Source organism: Sphingorhabdus sp., assembly GCF_046596595.1.
GTDB lineage: Bacteria > Pseudomonadota > Alphaproteobacteria > Sphingomonadales > Sphingomonadaceae > Sphingorhabdus_B.
Window position 1 is genome coordinate 1 of the sequence record NZ_JBKJMB010000012.1, and the last position, 17,675, is coordinate 17,675.

Here is a 17,675-nt window from a genome sequence, read left to right on the forward strand (position 1 = left end):
GGGTGCACCATTTACTTACAGAAGTACGTACCGCTGGTGGATTAGCGTTATCGCTAAGCAAAGCGTTCGGCAGCGCCGCCTTTGGGCCGTGAATTACAATCTTTTGTCGTGACATGGACACGTTTGACACAAATGCGGAGACATAGCGTTTGCGCAGTTGCGGGTCGGACGGATCGCGCAGCTTGGCGCGAATGGCTGAAGCGAATCGCTCAATCTGTTCATCAGTTATTGCGCCAATTTTCTTGTCGGTTAACTTTTCCAACTCGCTGATCTGTTTTTCGAGATTAATACGCCGTGACTTGTGATCGGCGAACCGCGCAACTAGGTCGGGATCGCGGGGCTCCATTAAAGCAAAGTAATCTTCTTTCAATCTTTGTGAGCTGTGGGTAATATTGTTACAACACGTCACGCACGAGGTTCCATCTGATCGATCGCGAGTAGCTAAATTAGACTTCCTGAATTTTTCAACAGAATATTCTACATTGCTGCCAATTTCTCAGGACCACTCAACGTCCGCTTTTAGGAGGTTCTGACAGGACCTCGAATGACTTACATTCGGTGCGAAGCTGTCGTCGCCAAATCTGGATGAATGGCTGCTATTGGCCTCAACCTCCTAAAAGCTGCCCGTCCGCTGTCCACAACAAACCAGCCATCGGTACACCCTGGCCTGATCCACAAAGGCAGCCGTAGGCAGCGCGAAAATGCATGATGAACGAATGGCAGGATTTGCGACGCCCGATTGGCTGAATGAACGGCAGCAATGTTAGCGGGAGCCGCCTTTGCCGGTTTAAGCCCCCTGAACGTCAGCTTTGCGCACTTTGGCCCTGAAAGCTGCCTGCCGGGACACGACAACATGGCCGACATTCCTGACGGCTAAGTCACATCCCGAAAGCAGACATTTGTCTAAGTAATCGGAAGGCGCGGGAATGGGCCGTAGCCCGACTGTCCGGTTTTGGTCTCGCTACTAGGTTTAAAGCACGTCAAAATTTACAGGTGCGTTGAGGTCTAACCACTGGGGCGCTTGGGGGCATTGGGTATTTGACCCCTGTGGAGCAGTTGATCAGTGTTGGCGCTTTTGCCGTAGATACCGCCATGACCAATCCGCGTGCCCGCGGCGAACTAAGATCTTAAGCTATATTAACCACCTACCGAAACAGTCTCTTGAGCAATCCTCGCTAGCTTCACGTTAAAGATGAAATCGGTGCCGGCATTTTTGGAGACCGCTTTCACTGAAGTGTGGGGGGGTATTATATGAAGGAAGCGCTTCATCCGGTGAGCCTTGATGGCGCGGTCGAAAAAGACACTCCGTCGGATTTCCATCCGGTCGTGGCAGATGACCCTTCGGCGACGCCACCTTTGGTCTATACAATTCCCGCTGCATCGCTGGCACTTGCCGCATGCGGCGGAGGGGGCGGCGGTAGTCCGACAGCAGCGACTCCTCCTCCACCATCGGTTCAGGTCGCCAAACCAACGACAGACGCAGAAGCGGCGCGCTTTATTCTGAAATCAAGCCTGTCGGTAACCGACGCGGAAATCAGCAACATACGGTCCATAGGCTATGAGCCTTGGCTCAACGCGCAACTGGACGTGCCTATCAGCCAGACCGGCGTCGCTTGGCTATCGTCCCGCGGCTATGATCAGGTCACAGCCGATAACTTCTTCGATAATGAATATCCAGGCGATTACATGATCTGGAACCAGCTGATGAGTGAGGCCAATGGCGTTCGTAAACGCGCTGCGCTGGCGCTGTCGGAATTTTTTGTCGTGTCGCTCGGCGGGTTGGATTTCAGCTGGCGGGCACAGGCAATCGCGTTCTATTGGGATCAGCTCAACAGCAACGCGTTCGGCAACTATCGCAAATTGCTCGAAGACGTTACTCTAAACCCCGCGATGGGCTATTATCTCAGCACGCGTGGTAACCGGAAAGAAGATACGCGAACAGGGCGTGTACCCGACGAAAATTACGCACGCGAGATGATGCAGCTTTTCACGATCGGTCTGTACCAACTCAACAACGACGGCTCGCGCAAACTGGACGCGAATAATCAGCCCATTGAAACCTACAATAATAGCGACGTCACAAATCTGGCACGCGTCTTTACCGGCTATGACTGGGATTTTACGGGGAATGTCAGGACACCGTCAACGGGCGACCCAAACCGACTGATTAACGGGACAGGCTATGTCTTGCGATCAATGACACTCGACCCTTCGAAATGGGAACGACCCAGCACGACGAGCCAGCATTCGACGCTAGAGGCGACGTTCCTTGGCACAACAATTCCAGCAAATACCGACGGAACAACAGCACTCAAGACTGCGCTCGATGCTTTGTTCAACCATGCCAATGTAGGTCCATTTTTCGGACGGCAGATGATCCAGCGGTTGGTGACAAGCAACCCCAGTCCAGCCTATGTCGACCGTGTCGCACGCGTCTTTAATGACAACGGTTCGGGCGTTCGTGGTGATTTGAGGGCCGTCTTCAAAGCCATATTGTTGGACGCCGAAGCGACGAATGCCGCGGGTCTTACCACTCCCACGTTCGGTAAGGTTCGTGAACCGATGCTCCGCTTCGTACAATGGGCGCGCACGTTCGGTGCAACCTCGACCAGCGGCAACTGGCGGATCGGCAACCTATCGGACCTCGTCAGTGGTCTGGGCCAAAGTGCATTGCGGTCGCCTTCGGTGTTCAATTTTTTCAGGCCTGGATATGTGCCTGCGAACACCGCGATTGCAACCAATTCAATGGTCGCGCCCGAATTCCAATTGGTGAACGAGAGCAGCACGCCTGGCTATGTCAATTACATGACCTCGGCTATCGGCAGCACCAACGGCGTCGGCGGTGACGTGAAGGCGACCTATACCAGCGAACTGGCGATTGCCGACAACTCTGCCGCCCTGCTTGATCGGATATGCCTGTTGCTGGCCGCAAACCAGATTTCCGACAGTAGCAAGGCCACGATCAAAGCCGCACTTGATGCAACGACGGTCTTGGCAACGAGTACCACAGCTGAAAAGCAGCGCCGCATCTACATGGCCATTCTGCTTATCATGGCTTCACCCGACTATCTGGTCCAGAAATAAGGTAGCCTTATGTTGCACATTACCGCAATGAATGATCTATCGCGGCGCGCCTTTCTCCGGCGTTCGAAACAAGTAGCGATTGCTGGGACAGCATCGTCTTGGGCGCTGGGACTTGCCGGAATTGGCGAGGCTGCAGCGTTTAGCGCTGGCAACGATTACAAAGCGCTGGTGTGCATTTTTCTCTATGGCGGCAATGATCATAACAGCACGCTCATCCCGTTCGATTCGACCAATTATGACCTTTACAGCGCAATACGTGGCGGAGGGGCCGGGCAAACGGCGGGGGGCATCACACTGTCGCGCGCCAGTTTGGCTGCCACTGCGCTCACCCCGGCTGGCGGACAGGTTCTCACCAACAATCTGCAATATGCTCTAGCGCCCGAAATGACGCGGCTGAAGGCGCGGTTTGACGAGGGTAAAATGGCACCATTGCTCAATGTCGGCCCACTGATCACGCCTTTGACGCTGGCGCAATATCAAAGCTCCAATCAGGTCGCTAACCCGCGTCCGGCCAAGCTGTTTTCGCATAACGACCAGCAATCGACCTGGCAGTCATCGAAGCCCGAGGGCGCGACCGACGGATGGGGCGGACGGATGGGCGACCTTGCACTTTCTAGCAACGCCAACTCGTTGTTTACCTGCATTTCTGCCACCGGCAACGCTGTGCTCCTTTCAGGCCAGCAAGCGCTTTCATATCAGGTGTCATCAAGCGGCGCCGTGGCCGTTACTGGCATCAAAAACAATCTGTACGGTTCGTCGGCCGGGAGCGCGGCATTGCGGACCTTAATGACCCAAACGAGCAATCACGTATTGGAAGCCGAATACAACCGCGTTTCGAAGCGGTCGATTGACGCCGAAAGCGTGGTTACTGCCGCATTACAGCCAGTTACGCTTGCCACCTCTTTTACGCCGCCGGCAGGGAACAACAGCCTAGCATCGCAATTGCGCGTGGTTGCCCGCCTCATCGCGGCGCGCCAACCACTGGGCGCACGAAGGCAGGTATTCATGGTCAGCATGGGCGGCTTTGATTTGCACGATAACCTGATCCGCAATCAGGGCGGCTTGATGGGTCAACTTGATTTCGCGATGGACGCATTTTATCGCGCGACGCTAGAACTTGGCGTCGCTGACAAAGTCACCACATTCACCGCATCCGACTTTGGGCGAACCCTGCAATCAAATGGCGATGGTTCCGATCATGGCTGGGGTTCGCATCACTTCATATTGGGCGGCGCGGTGAATGGTGGCCGCTATTATGGTTCTGCACCGCAAATATCGGTGACGAGTACCGACCAGGTTGGGCAGGGCCGTCTCTTGCCGACTGTATCCGTGGACCAATATGCTGCAACCCTTGCCAGCTGGTTTGGCGTATCTCCATCTGAGCTACCCAGCATTGCCCCAAATATTGGCCGGTTCAGCAGCAGTAATCTGGGCATTTTAGCGTAAATAGAAGCAGTACTGATCAAAGCGAATTGGATCAGATAGTATGCGGGATCGTTAGGCCACACTTATTTTTCCTCTTCAGACCTTCAGGCGTTACTGGTGCTGACTGGGAAAAATATGGAGGCGTGCAAGAAAATTTTAGTCGGTGATACATTACATATTGGCCATGCATGAAATTTCCTAAGTTATTTAACTTTGAAAAAGACCCTCATATTATTTTACGATGTTGGCGATTTATAGTTCGAACGGAAATGACTCCAATTAGGCTCAAAGTCGCTCCCCCGACTGATTTGATTGAGAACCTTACGGGCGGTACTGATCCTTCTATCCGCGCCTTCTTGACGGCATTCACCGCGCATAGCTGGTCACAACATTATGGCATTTCTCTGCGCACTTTGGGCACAAGATCTACTGGTGACTTAATTAATCGTTTGGGCCGCAATAACTGTGTCACCCTTGGGACGAAGCCGCGGATTGGCACAATTGTCGGCATCGCAATTTTACGCGCACGTCTCAAAAATGTTGATTTGGGCAGGATCACGCCATGGAAAAACATTGCGCGCGACAACAGCCCATCCGCACGTGATTATGGTGTGCCGTTCCTGATCGCGCAAAATGATGGCGATACTATCGTTGCTCCGGCGACTACCAAGGAGTTTGTCCGCAAGCTATGCCGAGACGGTGCGCGACTGAAATCTGTCTCGATCCAAAGCGCAGGAGGGCATCCGACAAGCGCCGCCGATAGCGCAGCCGAAACACTGGAATGGATTGAGGCGCGCTTTCAAGGGTAGCCTGCGCCGAACACGTGCGGGCGCTGAACGAAGGGCAGCTTTTACAGACGCCTCTTACCTTACACACGTCCGCTTTGGTGTCGAGTCCGAACAGTGAGCAGCTATTGCAAAATCGCTGAAAGCTGACGTTCATGGCACCCATACCGGTTAACGCGGTTTCCGCTAACATAGCAGTCGTTCGAGCGTCGTCGCCGGACCGCGGAAACCAGACAATCGTTCAGGTCGGACCAATCGCTAAAAATGGCCGTTCCTGAACTTTTAGCCTATTGGGAAGCACTAGCCAGAACTGCCAACTGCGACATTTATTTGAGCTGATGCTAAGTAATCTATGATCCGCTTATCTTGGCCTCCAACTTATGAACGGAGGTTAGGTTCTGAAGATGCAAGCACACTATCAGTCTGACCGGAATTTTGTAGAAAAGGGCGGGAAATGGTTGGATAGGGACTGGTAACAATTATGATGTGGCGTTGGTCCCACTGTTGAGGCAACACAATACTTTGGCACAATGGGCAGGGTCACTTCACACTGTGAGAAGATATACTTTTGCTCAGATTTTCGTAAATCTTCTACGCGGACGGTAATGAGGCATGGAAGAAAGCGATGACGCCGAAATCCTGAAAGCGGCACTTGCGGGTGATCGTGACGCCTTTGCAACGCTACTCCAGCGGCATTATGCACTTATTCATGGCCTCGCTTGGCGTCTCACCGGCGCACGTGCAGATGCAGATGATATAGCGCAAGATGTTTGCTGTATTCTTGCCGAAAGGCTCGGCGATTTTCGCGGTCAATCCAGATTCACGACATGGTTGTCCGCCATTGTCTTCAATGCTTGCCGCGATTTTCGGCGGCGGCGCTCGGCATTCATGCGTTTCAGCGACAAGTTAAGCGTGCTCGCTGGCCTGACCCGTGGACCGGACGGACGCGACGCGTACGATACGATCTGGATTGAAAGCGCGATTGCGCGTCTGAAGCCCGAACTTCGGGACACAGCCGTTCTTGTCGCCGCCCAACAGCTTACCCATCGCGAAGCTGCGCAGATCCTGGGGGTGGCCGAGGCAACGGTCTCATGGCGCATGCGTGAAATCCGGCGTCTACTGGCGCCGAAGGATGGCCAAAACAAATGAGACACCACGCCCGACAAAATATTTTTACAGGACCGCAAAGTTTTTCCGTTGCCCAAACATCTAATGGACATGCGGGCAATTCAGCTTCGCTGTTGTTAGGGAGACAATGTATGTCCCGTTTCCATTATACGCTCACGGCTGGCCTTTCGATTTCGCTTTTGGCCGCCTGTTCCCAGACAAACGATATTGCGACATCGGCGACCGCGCTTGAGCCGGAAAATGCCGCAAGTGCACCAACCTTGGAAGAGGATATTTCAAACATTATTGTGACGGGGCAGAGCGTAAAGCAATCGCGCCGTGACGCATCAGAAACAAAGTCGGTGGTCTACGCCGGAACCTCTGCTCCGCCGGCACCGCCCGCGCCCCCACCACCTGTAAGCCCCGTGGTGATGCACGCGTTCTCTCCTCAGCCGCCCTCCGATTTGGCGATGCCTTATTATCAAGACAGCGGCCGCGACAAGTTTACCACTACTGAGCAAAATGCCTTTCGGGTTACCGTCAACGAACCCGTTTCGACCTTCTCAATTGACGTAGATACCGCGTCTTATTCTTTTGTCCGAGCCAACCTGAACCGCAATGTCTTACCGCAATCCGCTGCTGTGCGGACCGAGGAGCTCATTAATTATTTTCCTTATGACTATGCTGTACCAAAAGATGTGCAGCGGCCCTTCAGCACCAGCGTTACGGTGTTACCAAGCCCATGGACCGAAGGCCGCAAACTGGTGCGCATAGGTATCAAGGGCTATGAAATATCACCGGCAACCCGCCCGCGTGCCAATCTGGTCTTCCTCATCGACACGTCGGGATCCATGAACCATCCCTCGAAGTTGCCGCTGGTCAAACAATCGCTTGCGATGTTGCTTGAACAACTTGATGGAGATGACAGCGTATCCATCGTTACCTATGCGGGTAGCGCTGGCACAGCTTTAGAACCAACGCCAGCGGGTCAGAAGACCAAAATCTTTGCTGCGCTGGACCGTCTTGGCGCAGGCGGCAGCACGGCAGGGGCCGAGGGTATTCGGCAGGCGTATGCGCTTGCACAGCGGAACCTCGACCCAAGCGGGATCAATCGCGTCATTCTGGCAACTGATGGGGACTTCAATGTCGGCATTACAGACCCAGATGAGCTGAAAGGATTTGTTGAACGCGAGAGGGGCAACGGCATTTTTCTGTCGGTGCTCGGCTATGGCATGGGAAATTACAACGACGCACTAATGCAGTCGCTGGCACAGAACGGAAACGGTGCGGCCGCTTATATCGACACGCTCGGCGAAGCCCGCAAAACGCTTGTTGACGAGGCTTCGTCGACCCTTTTCCCGATTGCTAAAGATGTCAAAATCCAGGTTGAGTTCAATCCTGAAACCGTCGCCGAATATCGCTTGGTCGGCTATGAAACTCGCATGCTGAAACGAGAGGATTTCGATAACGACAAAATCGATGCCGGCGACGTAGGATCGGGGCAATCCGTCACTGCAATCTACGAAATCGTTCCTGTCGGCGGGCCTCGGGCAATTGGCGATCTTCGGTATTCCAAGCCATCGCCACTCGTTGCGGATGGGCAGCGCGCGGGTGAGTATGGTTTTGTAAAAATACGTTACAAGCTCCCAAAATCAGATACGAGCCAACTCATCTCGACGGCAATCAACCGCGCGACAGAATATACAAAATTTGAAAACGCGCCTCAGGATGCGCGCTTTGCAGTTGGCGTAGCCTCCTTTGCCGAACTGTTGCGCGGTGGCCGTTATAATGGCTCTATGACCTATGACGATGTCCTGAATATCGTGAATGCCGCGCGCGGCCGTGACGACTTTGGCTATCGCACGGAATTTGCCAATCAGGTTCGGGCTGCCAAATCCGCGAGGTCAATGGAGCAGTGAACCCATTGAGGCCAAAATCAGTAGCTGATACTTCGGCCATGGCACGGCAGCGCTTCAGAACAAGCGCTGCCGTATCGACCGCCGAGCAATGTGCGTATATGGTAGGTTGATGCGGACATTTGCCCTCTATATTCAGGCCTTCTGCCAAGGTCGCGCGCGCCTTCACAGCGTTGCTTCTGACGGGAAGCATCAGTGACGGATGATGACGACATCAGGGCAATATTGCCTGAAATACCTCCCCCTGCTCCAAAACCGCGCGATACAGCGATCGCAGCTGCCCTTGCGCGTTTCGATGCACGGTCGGGGGTTAATGATGCCCAAACATATAAACAGAAATCACAGCCTGCATCGTGGCGGAAGAAGATTAGCCGGCCTTACACAGCCTTGATTGCAGCTACATTGGTGGCGGTGACGATCAGCGTGCCATTCGCTTTGCAGAACCCCGGGCCATTCTCGCCACCCGCTATAGACGGCACGAGCCCAAGCGCAAGCGCCGTCAAGGTTCGTAGCGAGACGGGTCCCTCGTCCGAGCCCGCGACCAAACCTGCATTACCTTCTCCGCCCAATGAAACGGGTGCAGTCAGCATGGACGAGATATCTGCGGAAACTTATGATATTGCGCAGAACATTATCTCGGAAAAGGCTGTCCAAGTAGCTGCGTCTGCCCCTATGCTAGCTGCGCCGCCCGCCCCAGCTCCGCCTCCACCGGCGCCACCGGCACCGCCACCTCCTCCGATGGTTGCCAACGAGGCCCCGAAAATGGGCCTTCAGAGGCGAGCGAGTTCACAAATCGCACAGGACTCCTCGCCAGCTGTCGCCATCGCTTCTGCCGCCGAAGCCTACTCGGACGAAGACGCGGTGATTGTTACCGGGGCGCGCGTGTCTCGGGATAAATCGCGTACTCGTGGTGATTGGAACGCTTGTACTGTGAACGACCCAATTCAGGCCATTGCACGATGCCGGAAGCTTGCCGATAAAGCCGAAAAAGGCGTTCGTAGTCAGGCAGAAACTTATTTGTCCGATGGATTAAATTACGCCTGGAGTGGCAGGCTGGACAAGGCAATTGCGGCATTCGATGCAGCTTTGTTGATTGCTCCCAATCTTCCTGCGGCTTATCTCAACCGCGGGCTTGTTTATGATCGGCTCGGCAGAACCGAGGATGCAATCGCAGACCTGAATCGCGCGGTCACCCTTGCGCCTAGGTCGGCGCGTTCATACTATAATCGCAGTGTTATTCTGCGCAAATATGGCGACCCAAAGCGCGCACTCTTGGACGAGCGACACGCCGTACGTTTGGACTCGCGGTATCAACAAGTCCTGAAATAATTGCGCGCGACTGGTCGCTGTTTAGATACGGATCGCCGTCACTGGATACTTGCGGGCGCAGCCGTTTTATTCTCTAGCTCACTAGCCGATTACGAAGTGGACCGTGTGATCGGCCGCTAACTTTCCGGACGTTCGCATAAACAACCAGGCTCCCCAATAGCTGCCGTCCGTTCACGCACTTAGGCTAGAAACATTGATGGCAGCAACTGGGCCGGGAGCAGACTGTCTGCTTGTGTGAGGCGATCAATGAATAGCTGCCGTTTAAGCTGGTTAGAATGATTGGCTGTTAGCTGAGACCAGGCTTGTGGTACTATCGGTATTAAGTGAGGTATCCCGTTACTGGCGACCCGATCTATCTCGAGCGCTTTCAGCGCGCATCGGATAGCGCATAATAGTTGAATGCTCCCTTACACAAATTCAATTGATGCGCTAAATGCGCCGGGGCGGTTTGGCCTGCTTAGCGTAGATAGAGGGGCATACACATGTTCGATGAACCCGGTTTTCCAAATGGCGCTGACTTAGAAGACGGCGCGCCGATGCTTTATACCTTCGTATACTGCAGCCGTGCTACAGAAGGCGTTGACGACCTCGAGGTAGACCGTATCGTCGAAGCGGCTCAACGCCGCAATATCGCTCGGGGCATCACTGGGGTTCTGGTTTTTGGCAATGGCGTGTTCTTCCAATTGCTCGAGGGGCCAGCCGTCGAGGTACAGAAACTAATCGCTAACCTCCACTCCGATCCGCGCCATTGTGATGTCGTATCGTTGGACTGGAGTGAGGAAAGGCGCGAGCGCCTCTATCCGAATTGGGAAATGGAGCGGGTCGAAGCCGACGATATCCGCGCGGTGCTGAATGACGCACTCTTGAGCTCCGAAGACCAGGCTAATGTGGCCGCACTGACGCGTATTCTCAAGCACCTTGACTTGGTATCGCTGGATTAGCTTAAGCAAAACTAGTCAAAGCGGTCACCACATACATCAAGCTGCCAGCTTATGCGGAGGGCAGGTGAACGATGCCGTATAATCAGCTGAGCTTAAATGCCTCTTGCTGGTCCAACTGCTGACATTTGCAGCACCATCGTCACACCCCGAAAGCGGGAATTTATTTGGTAATTGGAAACCGCGGAAATTGGGCCGGGAGCGGACTGTCTGGCTCTGTGCTTGGAATGGTGAATAGCTGCCGTTTAGGCCGTCCAGAACACTTTTTTGTTGCTGTGAACATTCTGGACGTTCGTCAATGATACTTGTGGTACTAAAATTGCCGATCGTTCATGTCTGCACGCATCTGGACAGAGCGTTAAGTCGTAGCTGGGGTTGTAGATGGTAGCGGCAATTTGCTAAACCATGCTTCAAGCAAAGAGGAGAATTTCATGCGACTTCGGTCATTTGTTTTGATTTCTTTGGCTGGTTTAAGCGCCATAGCCGCTGCCAGTGCGTCGGAGCTGAACGGGAATTGGACTGTCGATCTTTCAACTGAACCCGACAAGCCTTACACGAAACTGATGGTGCTCGATTTACGGACCGACGGCAGCGTGCAAGGCAGCTTCTATGAAAGCAAAATTGAGGGTGGCCGATGGAAGGTAGATCGCGGACGGACGTGTGTCAGTTTCCGCACATCAGATGGGAATGGACCTTACCACAGTGCAGCCTGTTTAGATGGCAACAAAGTGCAAGGACAGACTTGGGCTGAACATCGCAATTTCTTGTTTAATTGGACGGCTACTCGATAGATATCGCCGTTCAAAATGGCTAACAATTCGGTCGCATAAGTCACATCCCAAAAGTGGACATTTGTATAAGTAATTGCACCGGGCGGGATTTGGGCCGGTCAGTACGCTTGGCTGTTGCCGCTAACACCTGGGACATGCAGAGAAACCAACGATGCTTCCGAAGCCGGACGTTCATTCACGTAAATAAGCATGTTCGCGTCCTAGATAAAGGTATTGGCTACTGACGATTATTTCGCGACTTGCGCTTGCCATCCGCAAAATACAAATGGCAACAATTACCCGCTTGACCCAGTCCATGCTTCGCGGGAGATATACCTGAACGGCTCACTGCGTGATAAAGATTACGGGTCAACTCTCAACGGAAATTGCCACTATGACACCGCATGAATCAATACCTTGGATTGCTTATCCCGCAAAGAGCGATGACGAGCGCATAGCGGCGGCGCAAGAGTTTTATGAAGAAATAAAAACGCGCAGATCATGCCGCTATTTCGGGACTAAACCCGTACCGCGTGATGTAATCGAAGCCGCGATTCATGCCGCTGGAACGGCACCTTCTGGTGCCAACCATCAACCATGGCATTTTGCCGTAGTGACGTCGCCTACCCTCAAGAAAAAAATTCGCAGTGCGGCTGAAGAAGAAGAGAAAATCTTCTACTCTGGAAAGGCCGGCAAGGAATGGATTGAGGCGCTAACCCCATTAGGTACCGATGAGGACAAACAGTATCTGGAAGATGCGCCTGCGCTTATCGTCATCTTTGGTCAGCGTAAGGGTGGGCTGTATCCAGGTGAAACGCGGCAAAATTACTATGTGCATGAAAGCGTGGGTATTGCGACCGGGTTCCTGCTTGCTGGCCTGCACGCATCGCGCCTAGCGACGCTGACGCACACGCCCAATCCAATGAGCTTTCTCAATGCAATTTGCAATCGCCCTTCGAATGAAAAACCGGTGATGATCATCGTCGTGGGTCATCCGTTGCCCAAAGCGACAATACCAACGCACGCGATGATCAAAAAACCACTCGATCAGATTTCAAGCTGGCTTTAAGCTAGTTTCAAATTGATGAATGACGCAGGGAATATGAATGGCTGGCCCTTCGTTCACTTCGAGAGGCACCTCCGCCACAAACCGCATGGTTGGAAATGGGACGGGAGCAGATTGTCCGCTTCTGCGCGAGAATCGATGAGTAGCTGCAGTTGAGGCTTTCCAAAACGCTTGGCTGTTTCCGCCCAGCCTGTGCCCGCCGATATCGCCGCGTCGCAAGGGGAATGAATATAATTCTAGCGAACACCCTAAAACGTTCAATCTGATGAAAAACTGTGTAACCACCGAGCCAGTTGTAGAGAATATCCTGATTAAATAATGGAGGGCAGTATGAAAGCAATATCATTGTTAATCCTGCGCGTTTCAACGGGCCTGCTGTTGACCGTGTGGGCTCTGGTCAGATTGGGCGCACCCGAAATGGGAGCACATGTCAGCGATAAATATTATGGTGGCCTCGGTAACGCCGCAATGATCCAGACGATTTGGGGCATTGCGCTGCTTGTAATTGGCGTGCTGTGTATTTTAGGTCTCTGGCGCAAATATAGCTATGCCGCGCAAGCGGTGGTACTCGTGACAGGTGCTTTGGCCATCTGGAAATATCTGCTTGATCCGCTGGGTCTCTACCTATTGATCCGCGAGACCAGCCAAATCCTGTTTTTCCCGTCGCTTGGAATGGCAGCAGCCACGCTGGTACTTTTGGCTTTCCGTGATGAAGATACGCTAAGCGTTGATGCAAAATGGCTGGCGCGCTAAATTTTGTTTTTGCGAAATGTAAGAATGGAGCGCCGCTGGCTACCAACCGGAAATAGTCGGGCATTTGCCTGCATAGTGTTTTGCCCGCGTCCTCGGAGATTTCTCTTGTTTTTATCGCCTCGTATAATTCTGGGCAGCGCCATTGCCGTGCTTGCCGTCGCTGCCGCATCTCCCGCTATCGCCCAGCAAGCAGGCCTGCAAATCGCCATCGTCGATGCAGAAACGGGTATGCCAGTGCCCGGTGCCGAGATTGTTATTGAGAACAAGGATGTTGGCCTGCGCCGGGTTGAACGGAGCGATGACCAAGGACTGATCAGACTTGAGGCGATGACAACCGGAGGTCGCTACACGGTATCTGCGCCAGCTTCGGATCGCTACCAAGCGACACAAGCTGAACCTTTAGCCCTGCGGTCCAACTTTGCGCGGAGCGTGACACTGCGTCTAAACCCTATTGGCGGCACCGCAATCATCGTGACCGGCGCACGGGCCATTACCGGCATCAATACTGTCAACGCCGAGATTTCCGCATCGCTTTCCAACAAGGAACTGGCAGCATTGCCCGTTGAAGGCCGTGACGTGATTGGTGCGCTGGTTCGGTTGCCCAATGTGGTGGCGTCCACCGGCTTCTTTCCAGAAGCGCCCGGTATCTCGATCAACGGTTCCAATGGGCTCGATACCAATTATCTGATCGACGGGCTCGACAATAACGAAAATTTCCTTGGCGGCCCCAAATTCCCCGTGCCACTCGGCTTTACGCGCGAAGTAACAGTGCTCGCCAACAGCTACTCGGTTGTTTATGGCCGCACCCCCAATGGCATCGTCAATTATACGTCACCGTCAGGATCGAACGACTATCACGGCGAAGTGTTCGCGCTGGTTCGCCCCGGAAGACCATTAGACTCGCGCTCAGTCTTTCCACGGCGTGACCTGTCCGGCAATGCTGTGGGAGAGAGTTTTGAGCGCTATCAGACCGGCGCGAGCATCGGCGGGCCGATCGTCAAAGACCGTACCTTTTTCTATGCAAATTTTGAATATACGCGCGATCGCAATCAGCAGATAGTCGATGCATCGGCAATTGGTACCGTTGCCAATGTGACGGGCAACAATGAATTCTATCTTGGTTCATTACGGCTTGACCACCGGTTGAATGATGATTGGACCGTTGGCTTGCGCGCCAATATCGGACGCGTCACCATCGACCGTCCCGGCGGCGGTTTGGGCGGCGGTAATGTGACATTCCCCAGCGCCGGGTCGGATCAGGACCGGTTTTCAACCGTCGTTGCGGCAACCGCAAGCTATGCAGGCGATGATTGGAGCTATGACGGCGCCGTGCAGTTCAGCCGTTTCCGCTGGGATTATGGCAAGCCCAAGGGCCCAGCCGGGCCGCAAGTGGCCATCCGCGCCCCCTCTGGCTTGACCGTCGGCGTGGTCGGCCATCCCGGCTTTGTATTCAACGATCTGGAAGCGACATGGCAGACGACGCACCGCTTGCAGCGCAAGGCCGGCAATCACCGGATCAGCGTTGGGGCGGACATCATACGGTCGGACTTTTCTCTGCTGGGCGGCGGCAATCCCGACGGCAATTTTACTGTTGATCTGACGCAACTCCAGTTAAACACGCTTATCGCTGGTGGCCAAGGCTTGGCGCTCAGTGCCCCGGATATCCTGGCTCTCAACCCCGCCGTCGCCGGTTATTCGGTCGAACTGCGTCCGCAAAGCTTTGGGACAGCGCAAACGCAACTGGCATTCTATATCGAGGATGAATGGCAACTTTCACCTAAGCTGACTGCGACGCTTGGGCTGCGCTGGGATTATGACAGCCTGACCGCAAAGGGCGGCACCGGAGGTGACAAGGATAATTTTGCGCCGCGCCTGTCAGTCAATTATCGTCCCGATGCACGTTCCTCGTTCCGTTTTGGTGTCGGATTATTCAATGGCAAACTCAGCTATGCCGTGATCTCCGATGCATTGCAGCGCAACACCACCGCGCCGGGCTTTCTCACGCAGCTTGCCCAGTTGCAAACGCTCGGGGCTATCCCTGCAGGGACCAACCTTCGCGACATAAGCTTTGAAGGTAATCTGGGCGTTTCGCCCAATTGTGCTACGGTTTCAGCCTGTCCGTCACCGTCGGCGGTGCAGGCCCTTCGCGACACCACAACGCTCAACGAGGCCCGCATCCTCAATCCCAGGGGATACCAGAACCCCTACAGCCTGCAACTGAGCGGCGGCTATCAATATCAGGCGACCGATACAATCAGCCTGAGCGCGGACGTGATCTACAGCCGCTCGCACAATCTGGTGCGGCTACGCGATCTGAACGCGCCTTCGGCCTTCACGCCCAATCTCGCCAACCTGACCGATGCCAATATCGCGCTGCTGCGGGAGCAAAACGATAATGCGAGCCGTTTCGAGCTTGCCCGAACATTGGGGTTAGTCCGCTCGCAGGCCAATGCCGACTTGACGCGGCCGATTGGGCTCATCGCAGGCGGTGCGCGGCAGATCACGGTTTCGGAGACCCAAGGCAAAGCGCGCTATCGCTCTCTTGTGTTGCAAGCCAACAAGGCGCGCGGTGAAGACGCTTATGCGTTCCGGCTCTCCTACACCCTGTCGAAACTGACCAACGACACCGACGACATTAATTTCCGAGCATCGAACGCCAATGATTTTGCCGCCGATAACGGGCCTTCGGCCAACGACAGGCGTCATGTGATCTCGGCGGTCGGGTTCCTCTATCCGGTCGAAGGTTTCACCTTCTCCCTTGCGGGGCTTTTCCAGTCGGGGCAACCGGTCAATCTGGTGCCAGATGCGCGGATATTCGGCACGCAGGATCTGAACGGGGACGGGGCGTCCTTTGGCGAGAATTTTGTCGGAAATTCGGACCGCTATCCTGGCGTCACACGCAATGCCGGACGATTGCCCTGGTCGGCTTCGGTTGACCTCGGACTGCGTTATGCTGTGCCTGCTTTTGCAGGAAAGCTCGAGTTGAGTGCGGATGTCTTTAACCTGTTTAACACCAATAATGAATCGGGTTTTGCGAATGCTGCGACAACGTCCAACCAGATACAGTTTGGCGGCGGTGCAGAATTCATCCAGCGCAATGCCGGACCACCACGTCAGTTCCAGTTCGGCGCAGCGTGGAAGTTTTAAGGGATAAACGGTGGCGACATCGCAGCAATTTCAAGGATTGATCCGCATCCCATTTGTGCTGTTGCAAGCCTTGGGATTTACCGAAGATCGTGCAATGCGACCCAAATGGAGTTGGGCCGGTGGCGCTATATTCATGCAAATAGCTATAGCGCTGGCAGTGACCCGGGTGCCGTTCATCTGGACGCCTTTCGGCTACGTCAATAAAGCAGTTGCCGCAACCGAGACCGCAACTTTGGTCGGCTCTAGTTACATGTTCGGCTATTCAGGAGATGCGCCGATTCCGTTTCTCCTCCATGATATCCGTGTCAGTCAGGGCCATTCTGTTAAAAAAGTGCGTCTGCGCGGGCGGTCACGTAGCTAGAGAAATTTCATACATGGAGGCGTGGATGAGCGAAATTCTTAATACCCGGAAATCAACTATGGTGATGAAGCGTTTGCTCTCTTTTACCATTCCGGTTTTAGCTATTACGGGATCAACAATAGCCAATACCAAGTCCAATTGGATCGGGGATTTTAAAAATGGTCTGGCGGGTTGGGCGGTAGTGCGAATTGATAAGAAGGTTCCGGCGACGCGATTTGAGCCAGCCTCCATCGATGGTGTTAATGCAGTACAGGCGAAGGCGGTCAGAAGCATGGCCCTACTGACCCGCAGGGTTACCGTCGATCTGCGGCAAACGCCCGTCCTGTGTTGGCAATGGCGCGTTTCCGGCGCTCTCAAGTCTGCTGACATTACCCGCAAAACCGGTGATGATCAGGCGGCGAGAATCTATGTCGGATTACAACTTCCAGTCAACAGCATGTCGCTTGGCACTCGTGCAAAGCTCGCATTGGCCAGAAGCACTGGAGGAAACGCGGTACCCGACGGCGTTGTCAACTATGTTTGGGATAATCGGTTACCTATCGGAACGGTGAGGCCAAATGTTTACACAGACCGCGCGCGCGTTGTTGTTATGCAGTCAGGGAACGAGCGGGCAGGTCGATGGGTGTCTGAAAGACGCAACGTCGCTTTAGATATCGAAAAACAGTTTAAGACCAGTGCGGGCCGGATTGTTTCGATCGCCGTCTCAAGCGACACCGACAACACTGGCGAAACAGTTACCGCTGCATTTGCCAATATACATATGGTGGGCCCGTCGCAGGCTTGCGAAATATAGCTGAGAGATAATATAGCCCTCTGAACGAACGTCCGATTTCAGCAAACCCTAAAGGTCTCGGGAATGTCACTAATTGGGCGCAAAGCCGCCATCGACTTAACTGATGAACGAAGGTCCGATAAGCATAAATTGTGCCCCAATACCGGACTGTCGGCAACGTCCAACATTGCTGCCGTACGTTCACGTCGGCATTGATACCGA

General features: G+C 54.0%; 13 protein-coding genes. 12 read left to right on the forward strand and 1 reads right to left on the reverse strand.

From position 1 onward, the window contains the following. On the reverse strand, positions 1–346 hold a 346-nt coding region (locus ACLL9E_RS00900), incomplete at its 3' end, for a hypothetical protein (RefSeq protein ID WP_411289868.1). Between the two features lie 905 nt (positions 347–1,251). On the opposite strand from ACLL9E_RS00900, the gene ACLL9E_RS00905 reads away from it, so the two are divergent. From ACLL9E_RS00905 to ACLL9E_RS00960, 12 genes are all read left to right on the forward strand, one after another. Further along, the gene (locus ACLL9E_RS00905) at positions 1,252–3,084 is read left to right on the forward strand and encodes a DUF1800 family protein (protein WP_411289869.1); all 1,833 of its coding nucleotides are present in this window, start codon (positions 1,252–1,254) and stop codon (positions 3,082–3,084) included. A 9-nt stretch (positions 3,085–3,093) separates the two neighbouring features. Then, positions 3,094–4,530: a DUF1501 domain-containing protein gene (locus ACLL9E_RS00910; RefSeq protein ID WP_411289870.1), complete on the forward strand. Its 1,437-nt coding sequence runs from the start codon at positions 3,094–3,096 to the stop codon at positions 4,528–4,530. Positions 4,531–4,778: 248 nt separating this feature from the next. Continuing rightward, on the forward strand, positions 4,779–5,318 hold the full coding sequence (locus ACLL9E_RS00915; RefSeq protein ID WP_411289871.1) for a hypothetical protein: 540 nt from the start codon (positions 4,779–4,781) through the stop codon (positions 5,316–5,318). Positions 5,319–5,906: 588 nt separating this feature from the next. Beyond that, positions 5,907–6,443: an RNA polymerase sigma factor gene (locus tag ACLL9E_RS00920; protein ID WP_411289872.1), complete on the forward strand. Its 537-nt coding sequence runs from the start codon at positions 5,907–5,909 to the stop codon at positions 6,441–6,443. A 110-nt stretch (positions 6,444–6,553) separates the two neighbouring features. Next, positions 6,554–8,320 (forward strand): vWA domain-containing protein, encoded by a 1,767-nt coding sequence (locus ACLL9E_RS00925; protein ID WP_411289873.1) that lies wholly within the window; start codon positions 6,554–6,556, stop codon positions 8,318–8,320. Between the two features lie 192 nt (positions 8,321–8,512). Next, positions 8,513–9,646, forward strand: coding sequence for a tetratricopeptide repeat protein (locus ACLL9E_RS00930; protein WP_411289874.1), 1,134 nt, complete (start codon positions 8,513–8,515; stop codon positions 9,644–9,646). A gap of 482 nt (positions 9,647–10,128) precedes the next feature. Next, on the forward strand, positions 10,129–10,587 hold the full coding sequence (locus tag ACLL9E_RS00935) for a BLUF domain-containing protein (protein ID WP_411289875.1): 459 nt from the start codon (positions 10,129–10,131) through the stop codon (positions 10,585–10,587). Between the two features lie 1,161 nt (positions 10,588–11,748). Next, positions 11,749–12,423: a nitroreductase family protein gene (locus ACLL9E_RS00940; protein ID WP_411289876.1), complete on the forward strand. Its 675-nt coding sequence runs from the start codon at positions 11,749–11,751 to the stop codon at positions 12,421–12,423. Positions 12,424–12,750: 327 nt separating this feature from the next. Next, positions 12,751–13,173, forward strand: a complete 423-nt coding sequence (locus ACLL9E_RS00945) for a hypothetical protein (protein ID WP_411289877.1) — start codon at positions 12,751–12,753, stop codon at positions 13,171–13,173. 105 nt (positions 13,174–13,278) lie between these two features. Next, complete coding sequence (locus tag ACLL9E_RS00950; protein ID WP_411289878.1) at positions 13,279–16,320, forward strand: TonB-dependent receptor domain-containing protein; 3,042 nt, start codon at positions 13,279–13,281, stop codon at positions 16,318–16,320. Between the two features lie 10 nt (positions 16,321–16,330). After that, complete coding sequence (locus ACLL9E_RS00955) at positions 16,331–16,681, forward strand: Na+ dependent nucleoside transporter N-terminal domain-containing protein (RefSeq protein WP_411289879.1); 351 nt, start codon at positions 16,331–16,333, stop codon at positions 16,679–16,681. Between the two features lie 25 nt (positions 16,682–16,706). Continuing rightward, the gene (locus tag ACLL9E_RS00960) at positions 16,707–17,474 is read left to right on the forward strand and encodes a DUF3047 domain-containing protein (protein WP_411289880.1); all 768 of its coding nucleotides are present in this window, start codon (positions 16,707–16,709) and stop codon (positions 17,472–17,474) included. The last annotated feature ends 201 nt before the right edge of the window (positions 17,475–17,675 follow it).

What these genes read in the sequence shown, in the direction of transcription:
- ACLL9E_RS00960 (WP_411289880.1), top strand. Translation starts at nt 16,707, where the DNA reads ATGAGCGAAATTCTTAATACCCGGAAATCAACTATGGTGATGAAGCGT.
- ACLL9E_RS00915 (WP_411289871.1), top strand. Translation starts at nt 4,779, where the DNA reads ATGACTCCAATTAGGCTCAAAGTCGCTCCCCCGACTGATTTGATTGAG.
- ACLL9E_RS00925 (WP_411289873.1), top strand. Translation starts at nt 6,554, where the DNA reads ATGTCCCGTTTCCATTATACGCTCACGGCTGGCCTTTCGATTTCGCTT.
- ACLL9E_RS00920 (WP_411289872.1), top strand. Translation starts at nt 5,907, where the DNA reads ATGGAAGAAAGCGATGACGCCGAAATCCTGAAAGCGGCACTTGCGGGT.
- ACLL9E_RS00945 (WP_411289877.1), top strand. Translation starts at nt 12,751, where the DNA reads ATGAAAGCAATATCATTGTTAATCCTGCGCGTTTCAACGGGCCTGCTG.
- ACLL9E_RS00910 (WP_411289870.1), top strand. Translation starts at nt 3,094, where the DNA reads ATGTTGCACATTACCGCAATGAATGATCTATCGCGGCGCGCCTTTCTC.
- ACLL9E_RS00935 (WP_411289875.1), top strand. Translation starts at nt 10,129, where the DNA reads ATGTTCGATGAACCCGGTTTTCCAAATGGCGCTGACTTAGAAGACGGC.
- ACLL9E_RS00905 (WP_411289869.1), top strand. Translation starts at nt 1,252, where the DNA reads ATGAAGGAAGCGCTTCATCCGGTGAGCCTTGATGGCGCGGTCGAAAAA.
- ACLL9E_RS00940 (WP_411289876.1), top strand. Translation starts at nt 11,749, where the DNA reads ATGACACCGCATGAATCAATACCTTGGATTGCTTATCCCGCAAAGAGC.